General features: G+C 60.8%; 23 protein-coding genes and 1 pseudogene. 12 read left to right on the forward strand and 12 right to left on the reverse strand.

The annotated features are described in order from the left end of the window. Window positions 1–123 precede the first annotated feature (123 nt). Complete coding sequence (locus AB4N43_RS23180) at window positions 124–1,641, reverse strand: MDR family MFS transporter (protein ID WP_460151979.1); 1,518 nt, start codon at window positions 1,639–1,641, stop codon at window positions 124–126. 77 nt (window positions 1,642–1,718) lie between these two features. Next, window positions 1,719–2,912, reverse strand: a complete 1,194-nt coding sequence (pobA, locus tag AB4N43_RS23185) for a 4-hydroxybenzoate 3-monooxygenase (RefSeq protein WP_059182247.1) — start codon at window positions 2,910–2,912, stop codon at window positions 1,719–1,721. A 179-nt stretch (window positions 2,913–3,091) separates the two neighbouring features. Between pobA and AB4N43_RS23190 the strand changes: the two genes are divergently transcribed. Next, window positions 3,092–3,988 carry a helix-turn-helix domain-containing protein gene (locus AB4N43_RS23190; protein WP_027922882.1) on the forward strand — a complete coding sequence of 299 codons (897 nt, stop codon included), beginning with the start codon at window positions 3,092–3,094 and terminating at the stop codon, window positions 3,986–3,988. 9 nt (window positions 3,989–3,997) lie between these two features. On the opposite strand, the gene AB4N43_RS23195 is transcribed toward AB4N43_RS23190, so the two are convergent. Both AB4N43_RS23195 and AB4N43_RS23200 read right to left on the reverse strand, forming a co-directional pair. Further along, complete coding sequence (locus tag AB4N43_RS23195) at window positions 3,998–4,174, reverse strand: hypothetical protein (protein WP_460151980.1); 177 nt, start codon at window positions 4,172–4,174, stop codon at window positions 3,998–4,000. Window positions 4,175–4,323: 149 nt separating this feature from the next. Beyond that, a complete protein-coding gene (locus AB4N43_RS23200) occupies window positions 4,324–5,229 on the reverse strand; it encodes a LysR family transcriptional regulator (RefSeq protein WP_460151981.1) in 906 nt (301 codons plus the stop codon). A gap of 114 nt (window positions 5,230–5,343) precedes the next feature. Here AB4N43_RS23200 and AB4N43_RS23205 point away from each other — a divergent pair, with 114 nt between their 5' ends. Both AB4N43_RS23205 and AB4N43_RS23210 read left to right on the forward strand, forming a co-directional pair. Next, a complete protein-coding gene (locus AB4N43_RS23205; protein WP_460151982.1) occupies window positions 5,344–6,231 on the forward strand; it encodes an MBL fold metallo-hydrolase in 888 nt (295 codons plus the stop codon). Between the two features lie 77 nt (window positions 6,232–6,308). Next, window positions 6,309–6,923 (forward strand): NAD(P)-dependent oxidoreductase, encoded by a 615-nt coding sequence (locus AB4N43_RS23210; RefSeq protein ID WP_460151983.1) that lies wholly within the window; start codon window positions 6,309–6,311, stop codon window positions 6,921–6,923. Window positions 6,924–7,054: 131 nt separating this feature from the next. Here the strand turns inward: AB4N43_RS23210 and AB4N43_RS23215 are convergent, their stop codons facing one another. After that, window positions 7,055–7,936, reverse strand: a complete 882-nt coding sequence (locus AB4N43_RS23215) for a LysR substrate-binding domain-containing protein (RefSeq protein WP_027922886.1) — start codon at window positions 7,934–7,936, stop codon at window positions 7,055–7,057. A 161-nt stretch (window positions 7,937–8,097) separates the two neighbouring features. Between AB4N43_RS23215 and AB4N43_RS23220 the strand changes: the two genes are divergently transcribed. The 6 genes from AB4N43_RS23220 to AB4N43_RS23245 all read left to right on the forward strand — a co-directional run bounded on the left by AB4N43_RS23220 (window position 8,098) and on the right by AB4N43_RS23245 (window position 15,520). Continuing rightward, window positions 8,098–9,735, forward strand: coding sequence for a 5-guanidino-2-oxopentanoate decarboxylase (locus AB4N43_RS23220; RefSeq protein WP_460151984.1), 1,638 nt, complete (start codon window positions 8,098–8,100; stop codon window positions 9,733–9,735). Next, the gene (locus tag AB4N43_RS23225) at window positions 9,732–11,180 is read left to right on the forward strand and encodes an aldehyde dehydrogenase family protein (protein WP_460151985.1); all 1,449 of its coding nucleotides are present in this window, start codon (window positions 9,732–9,734) and stop codon (window positions 11,178–11,180) included. Before AB4N43_RS23220 ends, AB4N43_RS23225 begins: the two co-directional genes overlap by 4 nt. 217 nt (window positions 11,181–11,397) lie before the next feature. Continuing rightward, entirely contained in the window at window positions 11,398–12,501 is a 1,104-nt protein-coding gene (locus tag AB4N43_RS23230) for an extracellular solute-binding protein (RefSeq protein ID WP_027922889.1), read from the forward strand. A 191-nt stretch (window positions 12,502–12,692) separates the two neighbouring features. Next, window positions 12,693–13,601 carry an ABC transporter permease gene (locus AB4N43_RS23235; RefSeq protein ID WP_027922890.1) on the forward strand — a complete coding sequence of 303 codons (909 nt, stop codon included), beginning with the start codon at window positions 12,693–12,695 and terminating at the stop codon, window positions 13,599–13,601. After that, window positions 13,598–14,446: an ABC transporter permease gene (locus tag AB4N43_RS23240; protein ID WP_027922891.1), complete on the forward strand. Its 849-nt coding sequence runs from the start codon at window positions 13,598–13,600 to the stop codon at window positions 14,444–14,446. Before AB4N43_RS23235 ends, AB4N43_RS23240 begins: the two co-directional genes overlap by 4 nt. A gap of 18 nt (window positions 14,447–14,464) precedes the next feature. Beyond that, window positions 14,465–15,520: an ABC transporter ATP-binding protein gene (locus AB4N43_RS23245; protein ID WP_027922892.1), complete on the forward strand. Its 1,056-nt coding sequence runs from the start codon at window positions 14,465–14,467 to the stop codon at window positions 15,518–15,520. A 154-nt stretch (window positions 15,521–15,674) separates the two neighbouring features. Here the strand turns inward: AB4N43_RS23245 and AB4N43_RS23250 are convergent, their stop codons facing one another. After that, entirely contained in the window at window positions 15,675–16,604 is a 930-nt protein-coding gene (locus tag AB4N43_RS23250) for an AraC family transcriptional regulator (RefSeq protein WP_460151986.1), read from the reverse strand. Window positions 16,605–16,939: 335 nt separating this feature from the next. On the opposite strand from AB4N43_RS23250, the gene AB4N43_RS23255 reads away from it, so the two are divergent. Next, complete coding sequence (locus AB4N43_RS23255) at window positions 16,940–17,293, forward strand: antibiotic biosynthesis monooxygenase family protein (RefSeq protein WP_410922452.1); 354 nt, start codon at window positions 16,940–16,942, stop codon at window positions 17,291–17,293. A gap of 41 nt (window positions 17,294–17,334) precedes the next feature. Next, complete coding sequence (locus AB4N43_RS23260) at window positions 17,335–17,565, forward strand: hypothetical protein (protein WP_027922895.1); 231 nt, start codon at window positions 17,335–17,337, stop codon at window positions 17,563–17,565. Window position 17,566: 1 nt separating this feature from the next. Here the strand turns inward: AB4N43_RS23260 and AB4N43_RS23265 are convergent, their stop codons facing one another. Continuing rightward, window positions 17,567–18,196 carry a flavin reductase family protein gene (locus tag AB4N43_RS23265; protein ID WP_194940561.1) on the reverse strand — a complete coding sequence of 210 codons (630 nt, stop codon included), beginning with the start codon at window positions 18,194–18,196 and terminating at the stop codon, window positions 17,567–17,569. A 182-nt stretch (window positions 18,197–18,378) separates the two neighbouring features. Next, a complete protein-coding gene (locus AB4N43_RS23270) occupies window positions 18,379–18,546 on the reverse strand; it encodes a hypothetical protein (protein WP_032833476.1) in 168 nt (55 codons plus the stop codon). Between AB4N43_RS23270 and AB4N43_RS23275 the strand changes: the two are divergent. Further along, window positions 18,503–18,772, forward strand: a pseudogene (locus AB4N43_RS23275) (hypothetical protein); the annotation flags it as partial. The gene AB4N43_RS23270 and the pseudogene AB4N43_RS23275 sit on opposite strands and share 44 nt — an antisense overlap. Before the next feature lie 207 nt (window positions 18,773–18,979). Here the strand turns inward: AB4N43_RS23275 and AB4N43_RS23280 are convergent. The 4 genes from AB4N43_RS23280 to AB4N43_RS23295 all read right to left on the reverse strand — a co-directional run bounded on the left by AB4N43_RS23280 (window position 18,980) and on the right by AB4N43_RS23295 (window position 25,444). Further along, entirely contained in the window at window positions 18,980–20,299 is a 1,320-nt protein-coding gene (locus tag AB4N43_RS23280; protein WP_027922898.1) for an MFS transporter, read from the reverse strand. A gap of 299 nt (window positions 20,300–20,598) precedes the next feature. Beyond that, the gene (locus tag AB4N43_RS23285; protein ID WP_059182251.1) at window positions 20,599–21,933 is read right to left on the reverse strand and encodes a sigma-54-dependent transcriptional regulator; all 1,335 of its coding nucleotides are present in this window, start codon (window positions 21,931–21,933) and stop codon (window positions 20,599–20,601) included. Further along, on the reverse strand, window positions 21,927–23,693 hold the full coding sequence (locus AB4N43_RS23290; protein ID WP_027922900.1) for a sensor histidine kinase: 1,767 nt from the start codon (window positions 23,691–23,693) through the stop codon (window positions 21,927–21,929). Before AB4N43_RS23290 ends, AB4N43_RS23285 begins: the two co-directional genes overlap by 7 nt. Window positions 23,694–23,920: 227 nt before the next feature. Beyond that, window positions 23,921–25,444: a fumarate hydratase gene (locus tag AB4N43_RS23295; protein ID WP_019581511.1), complete on the reverse strand. Its 1,524-nt coding sequence runs from the start codon at window positions 25,442–25,444 to the stop codon at window positions 23,921–23,923. Window positions 25,445–25,620: the final 176 nt, after the last annotated feature.

Here is a 25,620-nt window from a genome sequence, read left to right on the forward strand (position 1 = left end):
GACAGATAGCTATCGCGAGCAGGCTCACTCCTACTGGATCTCCGCCCGTACACAAATATTGTGAGCACCGGAGATCCCCTGTAGGAGTGAGCCTGCTCGCGATTGGCAGACGACTCGGTGTGTCTACCGGACCTTGTCTTCCCGCCCCCGCAGCAACATATTCGGCATCGCAATCGCCGCCGCCAGTCCCAGCAACGACACCGCCGCACTCACCATCAACAAATACCTGAACGTCAGCAACAACTCCGCACGCAAGGCGTTTTGCGCATCGCCCGGCGCGGCGTTCAAACCGTCGAGCAAGACATTCCCGGAACTGCCCTCGACGATCAGCGACGAACCGGCAATGTGCGCGAAGCTTGAATCCTGCAACAACGCCAGCAGCAGCGCCGACATCAACGCCACCCCCACCGCGCCGCCCAGGGAGCGGAACAGATTGGTGGTGCTGGTGGCGACACCGATGTCGCGCTGGTCCACCGAGTTCTGTGTGCCGACCAAAGACGTCGGGAATTGCATGCCGCTGGCGATCCCGCACAACAACATGAACAAACTGCTGAGCACAAACGCCTGAGGCGGGCTGAACGCCATACCCAGAATCGCCATCGGCATCAGCGCCGCGCCGCTCAGGATCATTGGTTTGTAGCGCCCGGTCACCGAGGTCCGGCGTCCGGCAAAATAGGCGCCAATCGGCAAACCCATCGCCAGCGGCAACAGGTGCAGTGCGGCGCTGTCGGCACCGGCGCCGGTGACGCTCTGGAAGCGCAGCGGCATCAGCACGATCAGCGAGATCGCCTGGAAACTGGTGAAGAAAATCGTGCACCAGCAAAAAATCGCGTTGCGGTTGGCGAACAGATGCATCGGCAACAACGGCTCCCGTGCCCGGCGCTCATGCCAGACGAACATCCCAAGAATCACCACCGCGCCGGCAAACAGTCCCAGCACTTGCGCGCTGCGCCACGAATGACCCTGACCGACCTGCGTGATGCCCAGCAACAACGCGGTCAAGCCGATGATCATCAGCAACGTGCCGAGGTAGTCGATCACAGGTTTGCGCTGCGGCACCGGCAGCCCGACCAGCGTTCGATGGGCCACCACCCAGGCACCCAGTCCCAGGGGCAGATTGATCAAGAATACCCAGCGCCACGACAAATACTCGGTCATGTAACCGCCCAGCACCGGGCCGGCCACGCTGGCCACGGCGTACATGCTGCTGAAGTAACCCTGATAACGACCGCGCTCCCGGGGCGGGACGATGTCGCCGATGATCGCCTGACTGACCGAAATCATCCCGCCGGCACCGATGCCCTGAATGATCCGCGCCAGCACCAATTGCTCCATGCTCTGGGCCATGCCGCAGAACAACGAGGCGAGGGTGAACAGGCCCATGCCGAACAGCATCAGCTTGCGCCGACCATACAAATCGCCGAGCTTGCCGTAGATCGGCACCGCCACCGTCATCGCCACCATGTACCCGGAAATCACCCAGGCCAGCAGGCTGACGTCCTTGAACTGGGCGGAAATCGCCGGCATCGAGACAGCGACGATGGTCTGGTCCAGCGCGCCGAGAAAGATCGCCAGCATCAGGGCGATCAGCACGCTGCGAATGGCCGGTTTGGGCGTCTCAGGCTGGTTGAGATTGGTCACGGTAAAACCTGCGGGCAGAGATGGACCCGCAAGTGGCAAGGCGAGCGGGAATGCTCGCAGTGTAAGTCGGTAGCAAGCTATTCGATAGCCTCGTACGCAAGCCCGACGTAATTTTCTGCAATGGTTTTTCGACCGGCTTCGGAGCCGACAAAGTAGTCCAGTTCCGACTCGCTGATGCGCTGGCTGAACGCGTCATGGTCGTCAAAGCGATGCAGCATAGACGTCATCCACCAGGAAAACCGCTCGGCTTTCCACACGCGGCGCAGGCAGATTTCGGAGTATTTATCCAGCAAATCCACGCGTCCTTCCCGATAGACCTTCAACAGAATATTGAACAACGTGCTGACGTCACTGGCGGCCAGGTTCAGGCCCTTGGCGCCGGTGGGCGGGACGATGTGCGCCGCGTCGCCGACCAGGAACATGCGCCCGAATTGCATCGGTTCAACGACAAAACTGCGCAACGGCGCGATGCTTTTTTCGATGGACGGGCCGGTGACCAACGACGCTGCCAACGCTGGCGGCAGGCGCAATTTCAACTCGTCCCAGAAACGCTGATCCGACCAGTCCTGCACCTGGTCCTCGGCCGGTACCTGAAGGTAATACCGGGTGCGGGTCGCCGAGCGCATGCTGCATAAAGCAAAACCGCGCTCGTGGCGGGCGTACACCAGTTCTTCGTGCACCGGCGGCGTGTCGGCGAGGATGCCGAGCCAGCCAAACGGATAGACCCGCTCGAACACCTTGAGGCAGTCGTCGGGGATCGATTGGCGCGCCACACCGTGGAAACCGTCGCACCCGGCGATGTAGTCGCAATCGAGGCGATACGTCTCGCCATCCTTATCAAAGGTGACGAAAGGTTCTGCGCTTTTCATCCCGTGTGGCATGACGTTGACGGCGTCATAAATCGTCTGCGCGCCGGCCTCCCGACGAGCGGCCATCAGGTCACGGGTGACCTCGGTCTGGCCATACACCATCACGGTTTTGCCGCCGGTCAATGCCTGCAAATCGATGTGTACCTGACGGCCATCGAGTGCCAGTTCGAAGCCGGTGTGCACCAGGCCTTCGGCATCCATCCGCCGACCCACACCAGCCTGACGCAACAGCTCTACCATGCCTTGTTCAAGGACCCCGGCACGGATTCGCCCGAGCACATAATCCGGGCTCTGGCGTTCAAGAATGAGGGTGTCGATACCGGCGTTGTGCAGCAATTGACCGAGCAGTAAACCGGCAGGACCGGCGCCAATGATGGCGATTTGGGTTTTCAGCGTTTTCATTGTTGTCAGGACTCGCAAGCTCCACGCGACCAAGGCCGGTGAATTATTTTTATGGATCGAGTGCTTGCATTTTTCCCTTGCGGGTCTGTCAATTGAAGGTGAAAACTGAGCCGATACCTGTTCTTTCTGCCAATCGGTGCGATTATCGCCCGTAACCCCCCGAGGCCTGGATTGAAGTGATGAACAAGCCTGACCTGCCTTCGATTCCAGTGTTCAAGCTCTACGGTGAAAGCCTGGACTGGCCGACCCCCGACTTGCTGCACTGCGAAACCATTTCCAAACGCAGCCGCGAACACCAATGGGAAATCAAACCCCACCGTCACGCCGATTTGTGTCAGTTACTCTTCATCTTCAAAGGTCAGGCAGAGCTTGAGATCGAAGGTAAACGCACGCAACTGACTGAGCCGACCGTGCTGATCCTGCCGCCGTTGTCGGTGCACGGTTATCGATTTTCCGAAGACGTCGAAGGGTTTGTCTTGACCCTCGCCGCGCCGCTGATCGCCCATCTGCAAGCGCAACTGGGCAACTCGGTGAATGCGCTGGCCCAGGCTGAAAGCTACCCGGCGGGCAAGGACGGTGACTACCTCAACAGCCTGTTTTCAGCGCTGCAAGACGAATACACCGGTCACCAACCGGCGCGTGAAATGCTCATGCATTCACTGGTCAGCGTGATCATGGTCTGGGTCAGCCGGCAGGTGATCACCCGCCGCAACGCCAGCCAGCGTCCGCAGCGCGCCCGGGAATACCTCAACGGGTTTATCCAGCTGGTGGAAGAGACTTACCGTCAGCACGTCAAGGTCGAAGACCTCGCGCATCGGCTGGGGATTTCCGTGTCCCACCTCAACGGCACGTGCCGTGAACTGGCGGGGCAACCGGCGTTGCAGATCATGCACGAACGGCAATTGCTGGAGGCCAAGCGGTTGCTGACCTACACCAGCATGACCATTTATGAAATGTCCGATGTGTTGGGGTTTTCCGATCCTACAAACTTCACACGCCTGTTCCGGCGTCGCGTGGGCATTTCGCCCAAGGCGTTCCGCGACCGCTTGAAGGCCGATCAGGACAACGAGGCCTGATCCCCTGGGTCACCGCAGGGCATTGAGGGTCGCGTTGTGGGGGATGCAGCGTTCGAAGTTGCAGCTCGCAAATTCACGGGGCAGTTGCCGTGCCTGTTCGACCCGCCAGGCTGCGGTGCCATACAGCACCAGCGTCACCGCGCAGGTGATGAAAATGGTGAGGTACCTTCTTGTTTTGATGTTCATGGCGTGGACCTCTGAACGAAATACCCTTGGGTATTACTTTGAGCATAGGTCAGCGCGGGTGAGTTGCCACTAAAGCTGCATCGTACGTACCCCGATATTCAGAACACTGATGTGCCTACTGTGGGAGCGAGCTCAAAGGTTGCGGCGAGTTACAGGCCGATATCCCACGCTGGTTCTTCGGGAAATCTGAGCACCAGGAAATCCAGCAGGCTGCGCAACGCCGCTGGCATGTGTTTGCGTGACGCATACACCGCATAAATATTCATCTGCCGGGGCTCGGCCTCGGGCAACAGGCGGATCAGTTCGCCGCTGTGAATATGCACACCGGCCTGATAACTCGGCAGCATCGCCACCCCGGCGCCGGCGATAGTTGCGCGCAGCAAGGTGCTGGCTTCGTTGGCGCTGATGTTGCCTTGTACCGTCACCGAGACCGGCTCGCCGTCCTCCTCGAAATGCCAAAGGCTTTTGCCGAAGTAGGAATGGGTCAGGCAATTGTGCTGGCTCAGGTCCTCGACCCGCTGCGGCGCTGGATGTTCGCGCAGGTAGCCCGGGGAGGCGCAGATCACCGAGCGGCAGACCGTCAGCCGTCGGGCGATCAGGTTCGGGTCCAGGTCGTTGCTGGTGCGGATCGCCAGATCGATGCGCTCATCCACCAGGTTCACGGTGCGGTCGAGCATCTGCAGGTCGATGCTGACGCCAGGGTAACGTTTGACGTAGGCCGCCATGGCGTCCGCCAGTTGCGCCTGGCCGAACGAAGTGCTGACACTGATGCGCAGCAACCCACGCGGTGCATCGTCCGGCTCGCTCACGGCGGCTTGCATGTCGGTGGACAAGTCGAGCATCTGCCGACAGCGGGGCAGCATCTCGGCGCCGGCGGCGGTCAGGCTCAATTTGCGGGTGGTGCGGTGCATCAACCGGGCACCGACCCAGTCCTCCAGTTCCGCCAGATAACGTGAAACCACCGGCCGTGACAGGTCCAGATGATCGGCGGCGGCCGACTGGCTGCCGAGGTCGACCACCGTGACGAATACGCGCATTGCTTGAAGACGATCCATGATTTGCCCGCTTTCAGAAACAAACTATGTTCAAGCATCGCATTTTTTGTACTGAGTCATGCAACTAAGCTCCCTCCCATCGCCAAGCATGGCATTCGGATTACGGAGCAACAGATGATCGGTTTCACCACCCTCAAGCGTATTTTGCTGGCCACCGCCGCTCTCGGCTTCGCGGCCCATGCAGCGGCGGCCTCGACCCTGACCCTGGATGTCTACAACCCCGGCGACAAGGCGATCTTCCCGGTGACGTCGGTGCTGGTCAGCGGTGAGAAAGAAGCGATTCTGGTGGATGCGCAGTTCGGCAAATCCCAAGCCGAGCAGGTGGTCGAGAAAATCCGCGCCAGCGGCAAGCAACTGACCACCATCTACATCAGCCATGGCGACCCGGATTATTACTTCGGCCTCGACACCCTGACCGCCGCGTTCCCCAACGCCAAAGTGCTGGCTTCGCAGCCAACCGTGGACCACATCAAGCACACCGTCGACGGCAAACTGGCGTTCTGGGGCCCGAAAATGGGCGCTGACGTACCGGCGAAAACCATCGTGCCCGGCGTGCTCAAGGGCGACAGCCTGATACTGGAAGGGCAGAAATTGCAGGTGGTGGGGCTGGACAGCAAGCAGCCGGACCGCACCTTCGTCTGGATTCCATCGATCAAAGCGGTTGTCGGTGGGGTGGTTGTGGCAGAAAACATCCATGTCTGGATGGCCGACACGCAAACCCCGCAGTCCCACGCCGATTGGTTGACGACGCTGCACGCCATCGAAACCTTGAAACCGAACACCATCGTGCCGGGTCATTCCCTCGGTGACAGCGCCCGCTCCCTGGCGGCAGTGCGGTTCACGGCTGAATACATCAAGGCGTTCGACGAAGAAACCGCCAAGGCCAAGGATTCCGCCGCACTGATCGCCGCGATGAAAAAACGCTTCCCGACGCTGGGCGAAGAAAGCTCGCTGGAGCTGAGCGCCAAAGTCGCCAAGGGCGAGATGAAGTGGGGCGAATGACCGGACACCTGTGAATGATCGTTCCCACGCAGAGTGGGAACGATCAACATCTACATCCAAGCCAACTGGAGAACGTCATGAGCAAAATCGCAATCATCGGGGCCACTGGCCGTGCCGGCAGCCAATTGCTGGAAGAAGCCCTGCGTCGTGGTCATAGCGTCACCGCCATTGCCCGCGACACGTCGAAGATCGGTCAGCGTGCCGGTGTGGTCAGCAAGCATGTCGATGCCCTTGATGGCGCAGCGTTGCAAGCCGCTGTGGCGGGTCATGACGTGGTCATCAGCGCCGCGCATTTCTCGACGCTGCCCGCCGCGGCGGTGATCGGGCCGGTGAAAAAGGCCGGGGTGAAACGTCTGCTGGTGGTGGGCGGTGCCGGTTCGTTGTTGTTGCCGGGCGGAACTCGCGTGATCGACAGCGAGGGCTTTCCCGATGCGTACAAAGCCGAGGCGGGTGCCGGGGCGTTGTTCCTTGAGAACCTGCGACAGGAAAAGGACCTGGACTGGACCTTCTTGTCACCGTCGGCGGAGTTTGTCGAAGGGGAACGCACGGGGGTGTTCCGGATCGGCCAGGATGATTTGCTGGTGAGCCGTGAAGGGCGCAGCTGGATCACGTTTGCCGACTATGCGATTGCGATGATCGATGAAGTGGACGTGCCGAAGCACTCGCGCCAGCGGTTCACAGTAGGCTACTGAGATCACCGATCCCCTGTAGGAGTGAGCCTGCTCGCGATAGCGGTTGATCATTCAACAGTGATGTCGACAGACCCAACGCCATCGCGAGCAGGCTCACTCCTACAAGGGGATTGCAGCAAGATTTTAGGCTTTCACCGCGCTTGAGCCTGCTCCACCAACCACCCCAACAATTCCTGCAACTTCGGCGAAGGTGCGGGCTTGTGCGGCAAAACCAGGTAATACGCCAACCCCGTTTTCACCTTCAACTCAAACGGCATCACCAGTCGCCCGGCGCTCAAGTCATCGCCAATCAACGACCAGTCGCCAATCGCTACCCCCGTCCCCTGTGAGGCCATCGACATCGCCAGGTCCAGGGTTTCGAAGTGCTGACCCTTGCTGACATTGTTCAGTCGCACATTGGCCGTGGCCAGCCAGGCTTTCCAGTCACGCTCATCACGGGTGGGGTGCAGCAGCATGTGCCGCTGAAGGTCTTCCGGGGTCTGCAACGGCACCGGGCCTTCAAGCAGCGGTTTGGAACAGACCGGCGTCAATATTTCTTCAAACAGGCGTTGCGAGGCCAACGTGCTGTCCGGTGGCACGCCGTACATCACCGCCGCATCGAACTGCTCACGATGAAAATCCACGCCGTGCTTGACCGTGGTGGTCAGTTCCACCGGCACGTCCGGCCGCTCCCGTTGCCACTGCAAAAGACGCGGCAACAGCCAGCGCATCACGCAGGTCGGCGCCTTGAGTTGCAGGGTTTCGCGCTTCTCGCCGATCTGTTCAACGGCCTCATCGATCAGGCCGAAAATCTGCTGCACCCGTGGCAGCCATTCCCGTCCTTCGGCCGTCAGATCGAGGCCGCGAGCCTGGCGGATGAACAGTTCATAACCGAGGTGATCTTCGAGCCCGGCGATCTGCCGGCTTACCGCGCCTTGGGTGATGTGCAGCTGTTCGGCGGCCCGGGTGAAGTTGCAGCACTGCGCGGTAATCAGAAAAGTGTGCAGCGCCGGCAGGGGAGGCAGTCGTTTCATTGGGATCCAAGGTATGACGTGAGGACATGGCTAGTATGACTTTTTATCCATTGTTGCGGCTACGTGTCGCCCGTTCCAATGAGGCCATCCCTGGACCTGCCCACTCATCATAAACACTGCGCAGGCCCGGCGTCTCAAACGAACAAGAAGGGCAAAACACAATGGCGACGTGCGGCGAAGTATTGGTCAAGTTACTCGAAGATTACGGGGTTGAGCAGGTGTTCGGCATTCCCGGGGTTCATACCGTGGAGCTGTATCGCGGGCTGGCCCGTTCGAGCATCAACCACGTCACTCCGCGTCACGAACAGGGCGCCGGTTTCATGGCCGACGGTTATGCCCGCACCAGCGGCAAACCGGGTGTGTGCTTCATCATCACCGGCCCTGGCATGACCAACATCACCACCGCGATGGGCCAGGCGTACGCCGATTCGATCCCGATGCTGGTGATCTCCAGCGTGCAATCGCGCAGCCAGTTGGGCGGCGGTCGCGGCAAGCTGCATGAACTGCCGAACCAGGGCGCGTTGGTCGCCGGTGTGGCGGCGTTCTCCCACACCCTGATGTCGGCGTCCGAGTTGCCGGGCGTGCTGGCCCGTGCCTTTGCGCTGTTCCAGGCTGGCCGTCCGCGTCCGGTGCACATCGAAATTCCGTTGGACGTGCTGGTTGAAGAAGCCGATGACCTGCTGACCAGCGTACCGGTGAACATTGACCGCGCCGGTGCATCGCCGACCGCCGTCTCGCGCATGACCGAATTGCTGGCCGGCGCCAAGCGCCCGCTGATTCTCGCCGGTGGCGGTGCCATCGATGCGGCTGCCGAACTGACTGAACTGGCCGAACTGCTGGACGCGCCGGTGGCCCTGACCATCAACGCCAAAGGCATGCTCGAATCCAGTCACCCGTTGCTGATCGGTTCGACCCAGAGCCTGGTCGCGACTCGCGCACTGGTGGCCGAAGCCGACGTGGTCCTGGCCATCGGCACCGAACTGGCCGAGACCGACTACGACGTCACCTTCGCCGGTGGTTTCGAGATTCCTGGCCTGTTGCTGCGCGTGGACATCGACCCGGACCAGACCGTGCGCAACTATCCGCCGCACGTGGCGCTGGTGTCCGACTCGCGCAACGCTGCTCAGGCATTGCTGAGCGCGCTGTCCCACAAGTCCCTGGCCGAGCGCGCCAATGATTGGGGTCAGGTGCGTGCCTCCCGTTTGCGTGAGGCACTCGCCGAGAGCTGGGATGCCCCGACCCTGGCGCAAACACGCTTTCTCGAAACCGTCCTGCACGAGCTGCCAGACGCGGTATTCGTCGGCGATTCGACCCAGCCTGTGTACACCGGCAACCTGACCTTCAACCCCGAGCGCCCGCGTCGCTGGTTCAACTCGTCCACCGGTTACGGCACCTTGGGTTACGCTTTGCCGGCGGCGATTGGCGCCTGGCTCGGCGGCAGCGTCGAAGGCGGTTCGCGTCCTCCGGTGGTGTGCCTGATCGGCGACGGCGGCCTGCAATTCACCCTGCCGGAACTGGCCAGTGCCGTTGAAGCGCGCACCCCGGTGATCGTGCTGCTGTGGAATAACCAGGGCTACGAAGAGATCAAGAAATACATGGTCAACCGCGCCATCGAGCCGGTCGGCGTGGACATCTACACCCCGGACTTCATCGGTGTGGCCAAGGCCTTGGGCTGCGCGGCGGAAGCCATCAGCGGCGTCGAGCAACTGCGCACAGCGCTGCGTGCCGCGGCGGATCGCCAAGGCCCGACCCTGATTGAAATTGATCAGACCCAGTGGATGAAGGCGGTGTCGAAATGAGTTTTCCAACCACGCTCGACGGTCTGTTCATCAATGGCCAATGGTCGGCCGGCCACGAACACTTGCGTGTGATCAACCCGGCGACCGAAGCCTTGTTGACCACGGTCAATGGCGGCGATGCACAGTCTGTCGATCAGGCGGTGAGCGCGGCCACCCACGCCTTCGCCGCCTGGTCGAAAACCACCGGAGCCGAGCGCGGCGCGATCCTGCGCAAAATCGCCGCAGGCGTGCAGGCCGGTCGCGAACAGTTGATGCATTTGCAGTCGAGCAACAACGGCAAGCCATTGTTCGAAGCGGCCATCGACGTCGACGACGTGATCGCGACGTTTGAGTATTACGCCGGTCTGGCCGAAGGCCTCGACGCTAAACAAGACAGCCCCGTTGAATTGCCGAGCGACGATTTCAGCGCGCGTCTGCGCCGCGAGCCGGCCGGTGTGGTCGGCCTGATCGTGCCGTGGAATTTCCCGATGGTCACCACCGCGTGGAAACTCGCCCCGGCCCTGGCCGCCGGTTGCTGCGTGGTGCTCAAGCCTTCGGAAGTGACACCGCTGCCGGAACTGGAACTGGCGTCGATCATCGCTAAAGCCGGGTTGCCGGCCGGCGTTTTCAACCTGGTGTGCGGCACCGGTCTGGCCGTTGGCGCGCCACTGTCGGTTGATCCGCGCATCGCCAAGATTTCTTTCACCGGCAGCAACGCGGTGGGCGTGCAAGTCATGCAGCGTGCGGCGGAAACCGTCAAAGGCGTGAGCCTGGAACTGGGTGGCAAATCGTCGTTGCTGGTGCTGGCCGATGCCGACCTCGACCTGGCGGTGGAAGTGGCCTGTGGCGGTGGTTTCTTCAACGCCGGGCAAATGTGTTCCGCCACCAGCCGTGTGCTGGTCGCCGATGAACTGGCCGATGAATTCCTGCTGCGCCTGAAGGCGCGCGCCGAAGCCATTCGCGTGGCCGACCCGTTCGACCCGGCGGTGGAGATGGGTGCTCTGGTCAATCAGGCGCAATACCAGCGTGTGCTCGGCCACATCGATCGTGGTTTGAGCGCCGGCGCCAAGCTGATCTGTGGTGGCAATCGTCCGGCCGACCTGCCGCGCGGTTATTTTTTGCAGCCGACCATCTTCACTGAAGTGCCCCTCGACAGTGCGCTGTGGTGTGAAGAGATTTTCGGCCCGGTGATCTGCGTGCGCAGTTTTGCCACTGAAGCCGAGGCGATTGCCCTGGCCAACGACAGTCAGTTCGGCCTGGTGGCCAGCGTGGTCACGAGTAATGTCGAGGCCGCTGATAGGGTCGCCAACGCTTTGCAGGCGGGCCTTGTGTGGATCAACGCGCCGCAGGTGATCTTTCCGCAAACCGCCTGGGGCGGCTACAAGCAGAGCAGCATCGGCCGCGAGTTGGGGCCGTGGGGCTTGCAGGCGTTCCAGGAAATCAAACACGTGATTCGGGCGGTCTGACGGCACGAAAAAGGTCAGCGCATGCCTCGAAAGGAGGCATGCGCTGGCGTCATGGCTTCGATGAGTTTTTATCGATAGTCAGGTGTTTTACACGACCTCAGGATGAACTTGCCGGTTCAGCCAAACCCCCGAAAATACGGGGGCTAATGCAGATCCGGTCGCGCGGATGCAACAGTTTCGACCTGCCTTATACCTACAAAAACAAAGGGAGTCCGTAATGGGCGAACATGATCTGAACAGACGTCAATTCATCAAGACCGTAGGCGTAGCCTCGGTGGCAGCGGCCGCCATGAGCATGCCGTTCATGAAGGCCAATGCCAGCGACACACGCTTTGCGGGCAAGACCCTGCGTTTGCTGACCTGGTCCGATGACACTGGCCTGGCAGCCCTGCGCAACATCGCCGCGACCTTCGAAGACAAGTACGGCTGCAAAGTCATCGCTGACCGCACCGGCAGCACCTCGGAAATGGTCGCCAAACTCAAGGCCGGCGGTGATCGTCCGCAGTACGACATCATCACCCTGGCCGGCGTCGGCGCCGAAGGTCTGGCCGCCGCCAACCTGCTGGAAAAACCCGACCTCAACCGCATCCCGAACCTGGTCGATGTCCCGGAAAAATACCGCACCGGCGCCAATGGCCACGGCATCGGTTACCTGCTCTGGTGCAACAGCCTGGTCTACAGCACCCGCACCCAGAAAGAAGCGCCAACCAGCTACGCCTCCCTGTGGGATGCCGACGCTGCGCCAAACATCTTCCTGCCGCCGCCGAACTGGACCGAGGCCATGGACCTGATCATCATCGCCGCCAAACTGGCCGGTGGTGACGAGCACAACATTGAGCCGGGCTTCAAGAAACTCGCCGAGCTGAAAGATCGCGTGGTCACCCTGGGTGAAAACCCGAACCAGATCGCCGAGCTGTTCCGCACCGGTTCGCTGGACATGGGCGGCCTGTACGCACCGGCATTCTTCCCGAAACAGATCCGCGACCCGGCCTACGGCCTGAGCGCAACCTTTGGCATGAAGGAAGGTTTCTACACCGACTTGATGCAATCGGTGATGCCGAAGAACCGTCCGGGCGACACCGACATGGCGTACGCCTTCATCAACCACTCTCTGGACCCGCTGGTGCAGGGCAAGATGGCTGAAGACATCTACAACGGCCCGGTCAACGCCAAGGCGATCATCTCCGCCGAAGCGCGCAAGAGCCCGTACATCCTCACGCCAGAGCAGATTGCCGAGAAGGCGATCATGCACGACAACGCCTTCCTGGCCACCGTGCATGACCAATGGATTCGTCGCTACACGGAAATCTTTTCTTCCTGATTGAGTGACGAACACACGTTTTTAGAACACTGCGAAACACTGTGGGAGCGGGCTTGCCCGCGATGACGGCCTCCCTGTCGATATTGATGTGACTGACAGATCGCTATCGCGGGCAAGCCCGCTCCCACAGGGTTCGTGGTGGTTTTGAAAGGTGTGTTGGTCAGCTGCTTTCCATTGACGAGACCCTTGCTATGGAACACCAACCTTTGACTCATCCGGTAAGCATCGCCCCCGAGCGTGCCCGTCGGGGTGTTTCGCCAACGACCCGCGCCTGGTTTTTCCTGTCGCCGTCGATGCTGTTTCTGGGTGTGCTGATCGCCGCCAGCCTGCTGGTCCTGCGCATGAGCGTGGGCACCAAAGGCGCGGAATGGACCGGGTTCAGCCTGGCCAGTTACGCCCAATTGCTGGAACCGTATTACCTCAAATCCTTGCTGCTGACCCTGCGTCTGGCACTGATCAGCGCAGCGATCGCTGTGGTCCTGGCGATCCCGGTGGCCTACACCATGTCGCGCCTGACCTCACCGTTCGTGCGCCGGGTGTTCCTCGCCGCGGTGCTGTTGCCATTGCTGGTCAACCTGCTGCTGCAAAGCTACGGCTGGCTGGTGATCCTCGGTCCGGGCGGCATGCTCAATCAGGCGTTGATGGGCCTCGGTCTGATCAAGCGTCCGATCATGCTGCTCTACAACCAGAACGGCGTGCTGATGGGCCTGGTGCAAACCGCGTTCCCGCTCGCTGTGTTGCCAATCGCCAGCGCCATGCGCGGCGTCGCCCGTACTTACGAAGAAGCCGCTGCGACCCTGGGCGCCAGTCGCTTCCAGGTGTTCCGCCAGGTGGTGTTGCCGATGAGCATGCCGGGGATCATCACCGGCGCGACGTTGGTGTTCGCCTACAACGCCAGCAGTTTCGTGGTGCCGTTGCTGCTCGGTGGTCGACGCGTGCCGATGCTGGCGGTGATGGTCCATGACCAGATCGCCCCGCTGATGAACTGGCCCGCCGCGTCCGCCGCCGGTGTGGTGCTGATCGTCACCACGCTCGCGATCATGACCTTGTCCGAATACATCACTGGCCGCCGTCGGCGCATGCTGGAGGCTTCGCAATGAGTACCCTGACCAAGAAACGTTACGGGCTGCTGCCGGGCGAAACCGGCAAGTTTGCCGGCATCCTCTCCGGCTTCATCCTGCTGCTGGCGGTGTTGCCGATCCTGACCATGATCGTGATGTCGTTCAGCGGCTCGTCGAACCTCGACTTCCCGCCGAGCAGCTACAGCCTGCAATGGTACAAAGCGGCCTGGCACACCTTCGTCTCGCCGGACGCCAGTGACGTGCTGAGCCTGGGCAAAGCCATGACCACCAGCCTGATGGTTGCGTGCCTGACCATGGTTTTCGCCACGATCATCGCCGTGCCGGCGTCTTACGCGCTGACCCGTTGCGAGTTCCGCGGCAAGGCCGTGGCGCTGCAACTGATGTCGTTGCCGCTGGTGTTTCCAATGGTGGTGTTGGGCCTGGCGTTGCTGCTGGTGTTCGACAGCCTGCCGTTCCAGATGACCACCTCGCGGCTGGTGATTGCCCACGTGATTCTGGCGTTGCCGTTCGTGGTGAAAAACTGCACCGCGGCGATGCTGTCCATCGGCAGCGAAGTCGAGGAGGCCGCACAAATGCTCGGTGCTTCGCCGACCCGGGCGATTGTCGATGTGGTGGTGCCGTTGATGAAGTCGGGGATCCTGGCGGGGATGCTGCTGGCGTTCATCGTCTCGTTCAACGAATTCACCGTGACCTATTTCCTCTACACCATCGACGTCATGACCGTGCCGATCTGGATGTACAGCCGCACCGTGTCTTCGCTCGACCCTACCGTTTTCTCGTTTGCCGTGCTGATCGTGCTGATCGACTTCGTCCTGATCTGGGCGCTGGAGAAGCTGGTTGGTGAAGGTGGCGTTTCGTTCTGATTTCTTGAGGTGATTCACATGTCTGGTCTGATTCTGGAAAACGTCGAGAAACACTACGGCTCGGCCTGCGCGGTAAAGGATGTAAACCTGCATTTGCCCGAGGGCAAACTGGTGTGTTTTCTCGGCCCGTCGGGCTGCGGTAAAACCACGCTGCTGCGCATGATCGCCGGCCTCGAAACCCTCACCGGCGGCGAGATTCGCCTGGACGGTGAAGACATCGGCCACACCCCGGCGCATCTGCGTAATTTCGGCATGGTGTTTCAATCCCTGGCCTTGTTCCCGCACATGACCGTGGGCGAGAACATCGCCTATCCGCTGAAACTGCGTGGCGTCAGCAAGGCTGATCAGCAGGCGCGTGTGGTGGAGTTGCTGGAGCTGATTCAGCTGCAGGAAATGATTGATCGCCCGGTGGCCAAACTCTCCGGCGGTCAGCGTCAGCGCGTGGCGATTGCCCGGGCGATTGCTTCGCGACCAAAAATCCTCCTGCTGGATGAGCCGCTGTCGGCGCTGGACGCCAAGCTGCGCGAGTCGATGCAGGTGGAAATCCGTCAGCTGCAACAACGCCTGAACATCACCACGATCATGGTGACCCACGATCAGCGTGAAGCCATGACCATGGCCGATATCGTCGTGGTCCTGGGCGAGCACCGTGTGCAGCAAGTCGGCACGCCGATTGAAATCTACCGCCACCCGGCCAACGAATTTGTCGCGGACTTTATCGGTTCCGGCAACATCTTCCCGGCCACGGCGTTGGGCAATGGCAAGGTCGGTCTGCCGGGGGGCGATGCACTGGACGTGCCGATCTGCAGCAGCATTGTGGTCGGCGAGAAAGTGAAGATGCTGATTCGCCCGGAAGACCTGCAACTGTCGCACCCGCAGGCGACGGCGGGGAATCGTTTGCTGGGTACGGTGACGTTCGTGCGTGATATCGGCGCGACGATTGAAACCACCGTGGAGTGTTCCGGGGTGTCGTTTACCGCGCTGAGCACACCGTGCCAGGGGTTCGGGTTGAGCATTGGCAACCCGGTGTCGGTGACGTTGCCGGCTGAGGCTTGCCGCGTACTCGGTGCCTGATTCAGGATTGATGCCAGCCTTGCTGGTCTCTTCGCGGGCAAGCCCGCTCCCACAGTGATCGTCGGTGTTCGCGCCATTTTGTGACTGCCAATAATTCCCTGTGGGAGCGGGCTTGCCCGCGATGGGGCCATCCGCCACACCAGAAAACTCTGGATCAGATACTCAACCGCAACCGCGCCAAATCCCGCAACGGCGGCGCCCCAAACAACCGACTGTATTCACGGCTGAACTGCGAAGGGCTTTCATACCCCACCCGATACCCCGCCGCCGAAGCCTCCAACCCTTCCGCCAGCATCAACCGCCGCGCTTCCTGCAACCGCAACTGCTTCTGATACTGCAACGGACTCATCGCCGTCATCGCCTTGAACCGGTGATGCAACGTCGACACGCTCAGGTTCACCTCTTTCGCCAAATCATCAATGCGCAGCGGCTGCTCATAGTTGCCGTTCAGCCACTGGATCGCCTGGCTGATGCGATGGCTCTGGCTATTGGCGATCGCGATCTCATACAGCCGATGCCCCTGCGGGCTGCGCAACAACCGATAAAGAATCTCCCGACGAATCAACGGCGCGAGCATGGCGATGTCTTTCGGGGTGTCGAGCAAACGTGCCAGACGCAGTACGGCATCGAGCATGGCGCTGTCGACCCGCTCGACATACAGGCCACGACCGGTGGGGCGGGTCGGCACACCTAAAGGTCCGGCATCGGCAATCAGCGCGCTGATTTCCGCTGGGTCGATGTCCAGCCGCACCGAGAGAATCGGTTCTTCCGAGGTGACATTGACGATCCTGCCGCTCAGGGGCATCGAGACCGAGACCACCAGGTAGTGCAGCGGGTCGTAATTGAAGTATTCGTCCGCCAGCCGCACCTCTTTGCGCCCCTGCGCCATGATGCACAACGCCGGTTGCGCCAGCACCGGTGCAAAGTCGTGGGACTTGCTGTGTTTGGCCATGAACAACGAGCCGACGGCGGTCTCATAATTGCCATCATCGGTTGTATAGCGACGGATGATCGCGGCCAGTTCCGCGCGCTGTTTCTCCATCTCGGCATCCAGCGGGGCTTGAAAATGATCGAGCGACGACATGCAAGGCATCCTCGGTGGGGCGTGGATAATGGGCTCAGCTTATGTTTGTGCAAGACGAAGCGGTAGACACATCCTGCCTCAACCTTGCCTGATTCTGCACGGGGTGAATTAGCGGTGCCTCTGGCAGTGGGCAGTCCCCGCAAAACTTGCTTGAAAGCCCTGTTTCATTGGCCTGAAAACTTTTTGCCGGCGGGTAGAGGTTTTTTACGACGCGCGCAGGATTGTGCAACAAGCCGGCAGGAATCGACTAACCGCGCTGGCGGGGGCGCGATTAACCTTTGATCCTGTCGCAGCCCGTCCCACGGCTGCCACTCGAGTACCTGGGAGGGTTGAACATGTCTACGCAGATCCCCGTCAGTCATATGGCTTTTGTCCGTGCCCACGCCGGGCGTTCGGTGGAACTCGGTGCGCGCCTGAGCGCCCTGATCGAGCCGACGCGCACTGCACCGGGTTGCCTGAGCTTTACCCTGCAACAGTCGCAATGCGATACCGAGTTGTGGCTGGTGTCCGGTTTCTGGATCAACCAGCAGGCCATGACCGCGTACTTCAGCACCCCGGCGATGGACGTGTTTGCCGAATTGGTGCAGGACCTGGTGGTCAACAGCCTGGATTTCCACACCTTCAAGGAAGTGTCGGCGGCCCAGGCCTTGGGTCAGACCCAGTCGTGGGTACACAAAATGGCGGGTTGAGGGTTTAATGACCGCATTATCAACCAGCCAGGATCCGCGACATGGCACGTAAAGCCTTTGAACACTTCGAAGCCGTTTCCGCAGTAGTACCGGGTGAGGGTGGATACCACGCCGCCATCGCCGTCAAAGCCCTGGGTGGCGCAGGCGCACCGCGCTTTCACAAAGTCCTCGAAGACCAGACCTTCAAGACCGCCCATGAAGCCGATGAAGCCGCCGCCAAAGAGCTGACCCGCCTCAAGGACGTCAAGGAAGACACCGACCTGCTCTGGTGAGTTACCTGTTCGCCCCCGGGCGATACATCTTGAACAACGCCTCTGGCCCCAGCTGAAAATAATCCGCCGGCCCGCCGCCGCGCAGAATCGGTTCTGCCGCGGCGGTGTCGTAGACCCCCTCCTTCAACAGCCATTTGGCGATATGCACGGCGACCACTTCGCCGAGAATCAGCCAGCTCGGCACCACATTCCCGTCCGCGCGCTGCAACTGGATGATCTGCGTGACCTTGCACTCAAAGGACACCGGGCTTTCGGCGACCCGTGGCACCTGAATGATTGTCGAGGCGGCGGGCGTCAATCCGGACAACTCGAATTCATTCACTTCTGGCCCGACCATCGCACAGCTCTGATTCATCTGCTCGGCCAATGGTCGAGTGGCGAGGTTCCAGGCGAACTCGCCGGTCTGTTCGATGTTATTCAGGCTGTCTTTGCGCCCGACACTGGAAAAACCAATGATCGGCGGAATGTAGTTGAACGCGTTGAAGAAACTGTACGGGGCAAGGTTCAAGCGGCCATTGGCATCCTGCGAGGAAATCCAGCCGATAGGGCGCGGGCCGACGATGGCGTTGAACGGATCGTGGGGCAGGCCGTGGCCGTTGGCGGGTTCGTAATAGTGGATGTCGTCGGGCATGGGGTTCATTCCAGGAGCTCTCGGGAGACCACCATGGTGCAAGGCCGAGCCGATAATTTCCAGCAATGAGATTCCAATGTAGGAGTGAGCCTGCTCGCGATGGCGGTGTGTCATTCAGCATTTATGTGACTGACACACCGCCATCGCGAGCAGGCTCTCTCCTACAGGGGGGGCTCTTGTGATCAGCCGATCGCTTCGGCGGTGCCGGTTTTGTCGAAGCTGTCAGAATGCGTACGTTCGATGGGGGCACTGGCGCCGTGCTCGTAGGACGCCGAGCCGGTTTTGACATAGCCATCGGCGGCGAACGTGTTGGCGACCAGTACGGCCGGCACCACGATGTCGGACTTCATGGACCGCACCCTCGGCCTGGGCTACGCCACCGGTTCGATGATCCTGATTGCGATCCTGATCGGGATTTTTGCGGCGTGGCGCTTGAGCGGTGATTCGCTGAACGTCACCAAGGTCCAGACCTTTCGCGGCGAGATGTTCTATTGGATGGCGATTCTGTTTTCCAACACCTTGGGCACGGCGCTGGGTGATTACCTGACCGACGATTCGGGCCTGGGTGTTGGCGGGGATTCTGGTGGTGATGATTGCGGGGGCTTCGTTTGCTCAGAATAAATATGGGAAGCGGACGGCTGCTGAGTTGACTTGAGACCAAGGCGTCCCCATCGCGAGCAGGCTCACTCCTACATTTGACCGCATTCTCATGAAAAGAACCCGGTCAGTGTAGGAGTGAGCCTGCTCGCGAAGAGGCCAGTACAGCCACCCTCAATCCAGCGGTCAGTCAGTCTCGATCCGCGAATGCTTGCGGGTATCTTTCATGGTCACATACACCAGCAACGACACCGCAATACACGCCGTGACATACCAGTAATACCCGGTTTCCATGCCGATGCTCTTGAACCACAGCGCGATGTATTCAGCCGTACCGCCGAAGATCGACACGGTCAGGGCGTAAGGCAAGCCAACCCCCAGTGCACGGATTTCAGTCGGGAACAGTTCGGCCTTCACCACTGCGTTGATCGAGGTGTAGCCGCTGACGATGATCAGCGCCGCCATGATCAGGAAGAACGCGCCCCACCAGGTCTGAACGGTGTGCAAGGTGGTCAGGATCGGCACGGTGAACAGCGTCCCCAGAATACCGAAGGCAATCAGGATCGGCCGACGACCGACTTTATCCGACAGCCCGCCGATGATCGGTTGCAGGCACATGAACAGGAACAGCGTCGCCGCCGAAATCGTGGTCGAGTCGGAGATGCTCATGCCGACCGTGTTCACCAGGTATTTCTGCATGTAGGTGGTGTAGGTGTAGAACGCCAGGGTACCGCCCATGGTCAGGCCGACCACGGTCATCAGTTCCTTGGGATGGCGCATCAAGGTGCGCATCGCGCTTTCCTTGGCCTTCTCTTTCTTGGTGAACGACTCGGTTTCTTCCATGCCACGACGCAGGTACAGCGCGACCACGGCACACAGTGCGCCGATGGCGAACGGGATGCGCCAGCCCCAGTCGTACAGTTGTTCGGTGGTCAGGGTCTGTTGCAGCACGATCAGCACCGCCAGGGCGATGAGCTGGCCGGAGATCAGGGTCACGTACTGGAAGCTGGAGTAGAAACCGCGACGATCCTTGGTCGCCATTTCGCTGAGGTACGTCGCCGAGGTGCCGTACTCGCCACCGACCGACAGGCCTTGCAGCAGACGGGCGAAAATCAGCAGGATCGGTGCGCCGATGCCAATGGTTTCATAACCCGGGCTCAGGGCGATCAGCAGCGAGCCGAAACACATCAGGTACACCGAAGCCATCAGCGCTTTCTTGCGCCCGGCCTTGTCGGCGTAGAGGCCCATCAGCCAGCCACCGATCGGGCGCATCAGGAAGCCCACAGCGAAGATCGCGGCGGTGTTCAGCAGTTGGGCGGTGGTGTCGCCTTTCGGGAAAAAGGCCTTGGCGAAGTACAGGGAGAAGGCGGCGTAGACGTACCAGTCGTACCACTCGACCATGTTGCCGACGGAGCCGCTGAAAATCGATTTGATGCGACTGGCAGTGGTTCTTTCTTTAGCCGGCACGGCAGCCGACCCAAGGGGCAGGGCGTTGGAGTTATCCATTGAAGGATCCTTCGTTTAATTGTTTTTGTGGAGCGCGTTGAAACGCAGCCTGTGGGGGCTATAGCAGGAGGTGTGCCAAGGGGGAGAGGGGCGGTTTAGAGGGGTTTTGCGAATTGGGTGAGCGGAAATCCGCTTATGTTGGATGGGGTATGAGCGGATTTTTGCTTAGCGGGTATGGAATTGCTTTGCATGGGCCGGCCTCATCGCGAGCAGGCTTACTCCTACAGGGGGACGGTGTACACGATTCAAATGTAGGAGTGAGCCTGCTCGCGATGGGGCCAGTCCAGGCCCCACAAATATCAGCTGTCAGTCAGGAACATCTCGCGCGTCAGTCCATGCCGCTGCATCTTTTCATTAAAGGTCCGGCGCGGCAGTTGCAGCTCTTCAAGCACTGCTTTCACATCGCCCTTATGCCGGGTCAATGCCGCGCGCAGGCAATGCGCTTCGAACGCTTCCTGCTGCGCCGCCAGCGACTGCCCCGGATCAATCCCCGCCGGTTCCGGCTCGCCCAGCCCCAGCACTTGCCGTTCGGCAACGTTCGCCAGTTCGCGCACATTGCCCGGCCAGTCGTGGCTCAGCAGATGACTCAACTGCGGCCCGGTCAACGGTGGAAAGGTCCGGCCCAAACGCTCGGCAGCCTGCTGTGCAAACGACTCGAACAACAACGGAATGTCTTCGCGCCGATCACGCAACGGCGGCAGCCGCAACTCGGCGACATTCAATCGATACGCCAAATCCTCACGAAAACGCCCGGCCCGTGCCTCATCCAGCAGGTCCGGCTTGGTCGCGGCAATGATCCGCAAATCCACGCGAATACTCTGGTTCGACCCCAAGCGCTCAAGCTTCTGCTCCTGCAACACCCGCAGCAACTTCACCTGCTGGGCCAGCGGCATGCTTTCGATTTCGTCGAGAAACAGCGTGCCGCCATCGGCGTATTCAAGCTTGCCAATACGTTTACCCGTAGCACCAGTGAACGCGCCACTCTCGTGGCCAAACAATTCAGCTTCGAACAACTGCTCCGGAATCGCCGCGCAGTTGAGCGCCACAAACGGCTTGTCGGCTCGCGGCCCGAAGTCATGCAGGCAACGCGCGACCAGCTCTTTGCCGCTGCCGGTTTCACCGCGGATCAACACATTGACGGGTAACGCCGCCAGGTCCAGCACTTGCCGACGCAGCGTCTGCAAACCACGGGACACGCCGAGCAGGGTGGCGTCGAGTTTGGCGCGGTTGTCGGCCTGTTCGTGCAGGGCACGGTTCTCCAGAACCAGCCGACGCTTGTCCAACGCCCTGCGCAAACTGCTCAGCAGGGTTTCCGGGCTGAAGGGCTTCTCGAGAAAGTCATACGCGCCATCGCGCATCGCTTCGACCGCCATCGGCACATCGCCGTGGCCGGTCAACAGAATCACCGGCAAGTCCGCATCACGACGCTGGACTTCGGCCAACAACTCCAACCCGGTCATGCCGGGCATGCGCACATCGCTGAGGATCACCCCGGGAAAATGCGCGGGCAATTGCGCCAGGCATTCATCGGCGCGACTGAACAACTGCACCTCGAAACCCGACAGGCTCAGCCATTGTTCGACGGCGCTGCGAATGCTGCTTTCGTCGTCGACCACCATCACTGAATTCAGCATGCGGCAGGCGCCTCCAGATCGATGGGCAAGGTCAGGGTGAACACCGCGCCGTTGCCGTGATTATCGGCACTCAGGCGTCCGCCCGCTTCGTGAACGATGGCAAACGATACCGCCAGCCCAAGCCCCAGGCCATCGCCCACCGGTTTGGTGGTGAAGAATGGATCGAACACGTTCGGCAGGTGTTCTTCGGCGATGCCGCCACCATTGTCGCTGACCGTCAGGCGCCACAATTGTTCGTCGGCTTCGAGGCGGATTTCCAGGCGTTTGCAGGGCTTGTCGTGCATGGCGTCGAGGGCATTGCGCAGCAGGTTGATCAGCACCTGTTCCAGACGAATCGCATCACCCCGCACCCACGCCGGGCGCGTCAGGTGCAGCACCGTGCTGACTTGTTCATCGCGCAGTCGCGCATCGAGTAACTGCAACGATTGGTCGACCACCGCCGCCAGGTCCAGTCGTTCGCGCAGGCCGCTGGGGCTTTTGCGAGCGAAGGTTTTCAGGTGGCCGGTGAGGGCGGCCATGCGTGTGAGCATGTCGTCCACCGGTTTCAGCGCCTTGTAAGCGTCGTCAACCCGACCGTGATCGAGCAGCAACCTCAGAGTAGCAAGCTGCATGCGCTGGGCGGTCAGTGGCTGATTGATTTCATGGGCGAGGGCGGCAGACATCTGGCCGAGCGCCGCCAGTTTGGCCGATTGCACCAGCCCGTCCTGAGCGGTGCGCAGGTCGCGGGTGCGTTCTTCCACCAGTTGCTCAAGCTCTTCGCGGCTGCGCTGGCGCATTTTCGCCAGGCGCCAGCGTTGATTGAGGAACAGCAACAGAAACACCAACGCCAGCCATAACCCGGCAGCGGCCAGCGCGGCATTGCGACTGTCTTCGAACGCGACTTGCGGGCGACGCAACAGGTGCAGCGTCCAGCCTTCGGTGGCGAGTGGCAGCGATTCCCACAGGTAATCCGCCGTCCCGTCAGGGCCGACCACCCGTGCCAGATCGCTGTTGTCGTCGAAGCGGCGCAGGGATTGAAACTCAAGCGGTGTCAGCGGTTGCTTGTCGTACTGGCGGGTCGCCTTGAGCGCGGCGTGATCGTTGTCGTCCAGCGGTTTCAACAAGCGATAACGCCAGCCCGGCTGGTTGGCGATGAAGATGATCCCGCGTGCGTCACTGACCAGCAGCGTGTCGCTGCCCTGGCGCCATTCGCGTTCCAGTTCCGGAAACTCGAGCTTCACCACCATGGCACCGAGAAACTCGCCGTTGTCGCCGGTGACTGCGCTGGACAGGAAATACCCCGGAATGCCACTGGTCACGCCCACCGCGTAAAAGCGCCCGGTGCCTTGGGTGCGGGTCTCGCTGAAGTAGGGGCGAAAGCCATAATTGTGGCCGACGTAACTGCTGGGCAAACGCCAATTGCTGGCGGCCACGGCGAGGCCGGTGCGGTCGAGCAGTTCGAGGGTCGAGGACTGGGCGGCGCCGTTGATTTTTTCCAGCTTGCGATTCAGTGCGTCCTGTTGCTCTGGCGATACCGTGCCGTTGAGGGCGGCGCGCAACTCCGGGTCCAGCGCGAGCACGGCAGGCAGGGCGCGGTAGCGGTCGATCAGGGTGTGCAGGGAATTGGCGTACAGCGCCAATTGCTGATTGGCGCGCGCGGCGTCTTCAACTAAGGCCTGGCGTTCGGTGTGGCGCAGGGCAAATCCGGCGGCCAGTACGGCACCGGCAACGATCAGCAAGGTGTATAGCGTCAGGCGTAATGTGCGCGAACGAGCAAACATGGTGTCGGAAACAGTTAGCAATACGGGCGCGCACGATAGCACGGAGAGCCTGAAATCATGAGCCACGCCTGGGTAGCACCTTTCATGCTGCTTCGTTCATTCAAGTGTTTTGAGGCTATGCCGATTTTTCGACCGATTTGCTAAACACAATATGACATTAAAACTTGGCCGAAAAAAAGGCCGGGTCCTCTGTAAGAGGCCCCGGCCTTATCAGCAGCTTGAAGCGCTTACTGCACTTCTACTGCCAGACTTTCACTGATCTTCTTCTGCCAGATCGCAGGACCGGTGATGTGTACCGACTCGCCTTTGCTATCAACCGCAACCGTCACCGGCATGTCTTTCACGTCGAACTCGTAGATGGCTTCCATCCCCAGTTCGGCGAAGGCAACAACGCGGGATTTCTTGATGGCTTGCGCCACCAGGTAAGCCGCGCCGCCGACTGCCATCAGGTAAACGGCTTTGTGGTCCTTGATCGCTTCGATAGCGGTAGGGCCGCGCTCGGATTTGCCGATCATGCCCAACAGACCGGTTTGCTCAAGGATCTGACGGGTGAACTTGTCCATCCGCGTGGCGGTGGTCGGACCGGCAGGGCCCACCACTTCTTCGCGCACCGGATCAACCGGGCCGACGTAGTAAATGAAGCGACCCTTGAGGTCCACCGGCAAGGTTTCACCCTTGTTCAACATCTCGACCATGCGCTTGTGCGCGGCGTCGCGACCGGTGAGCATCTTGCCGTTGAGCAGGACGGTTTCGCCCGGCTTCCAGCTCTGCACTTCTTCCGGGGTCAGGGTGTCGAGGTTGACGCGACGAGCCGACGGGCCGGCTTCCCAGACGATTTCCGGGTAGGCGTCCAGCGGTGGCGCTTCCAGCGAGGCCGGGCCGGAACCGTCGAGCACGAAGTGCGCGTGACGGGTGGCGGCGCAGTTCGGGATCATGCACACCGGCAGGGAAGCGGCGTGGGTCGGGTAATCCATGATCTTCACGTCGAGCACGGTGGTCAGGCCACCCAGGCCCTGGGCGCCGATGCCCAGTTGGTTGACCTTCTCGAACAGCTCCAGACGCATCTCTTCGATACGGTTCTGCGGACCACGCGCTTTCAGCTCGTGAATGTCGATGGATTCCATCAACACTTCCTTGGCCATCACCGCGGCTTTCTCGGCGGTGCCGCCGATGCCGATGCCGAGCATGCCCGGTGGGCACCAGCCGGCGCCCATGGTCGGAACGGTCTTCAATACCCAGTCGACGATCGAGTCGGATGGGTTGAGCATGGCCATTTTCGACTTGTTCTCGGAACCGCCGCCCTTGGCTGCCACGTCCACTTCCACGGTGTTACCCGGAACGATGGAGTAGTGGATAACGGCCGGGGTGTTGTCCTTGGTGTTTTTACGAGCGCCCGCCGGGTCGGCGAGGATCGAGGCACGCAGAACGTTTTCCGGCAGGTTGTAAGCCCGGCGCACGCCTTCGTTGATCATGTCGTCCAGGCCCATGGTGGCGCCATCCCAACGTACGTCCATGCCCACACGAACGAACACGGTGACGATGCCGGTGTCCTGGCAGATCGGGCGGTGGCCGGTGGCACACATGCGCGAGTTGATCAGGATTTGTGCGATGGAGTCGCGGGCGGCCGGCGATTCTTCACGCAGGTAGGCTTCGTGCATCGCCTGGATGAAGTCAACGGGGTGGTAATAGGAAATGAACTGCAGGGCGTCGGCAACGCTCTGAATCAGGTCGTCTTGCTTGATCACGGTCATGAGTCGCGCTCCTCTAAAAGACGGGAACATTCAATAGCTCTTCGAGCTAGCTTCCTTTGAGCTACAAGCGGCAAGCAAGAGCAGTGTGTGTACTGCTTTGAGCTTGCTGCCTGGAGCTTGCAACTTGAAGCTGGCTCGAAGAGTCAGGGCACGCCGGGGCTGCTGGCGCGACGCTA

The sequence above is a fragment of the Pseudomonas sp. S2_B07 genome (genome assembly GCF_054668435.1).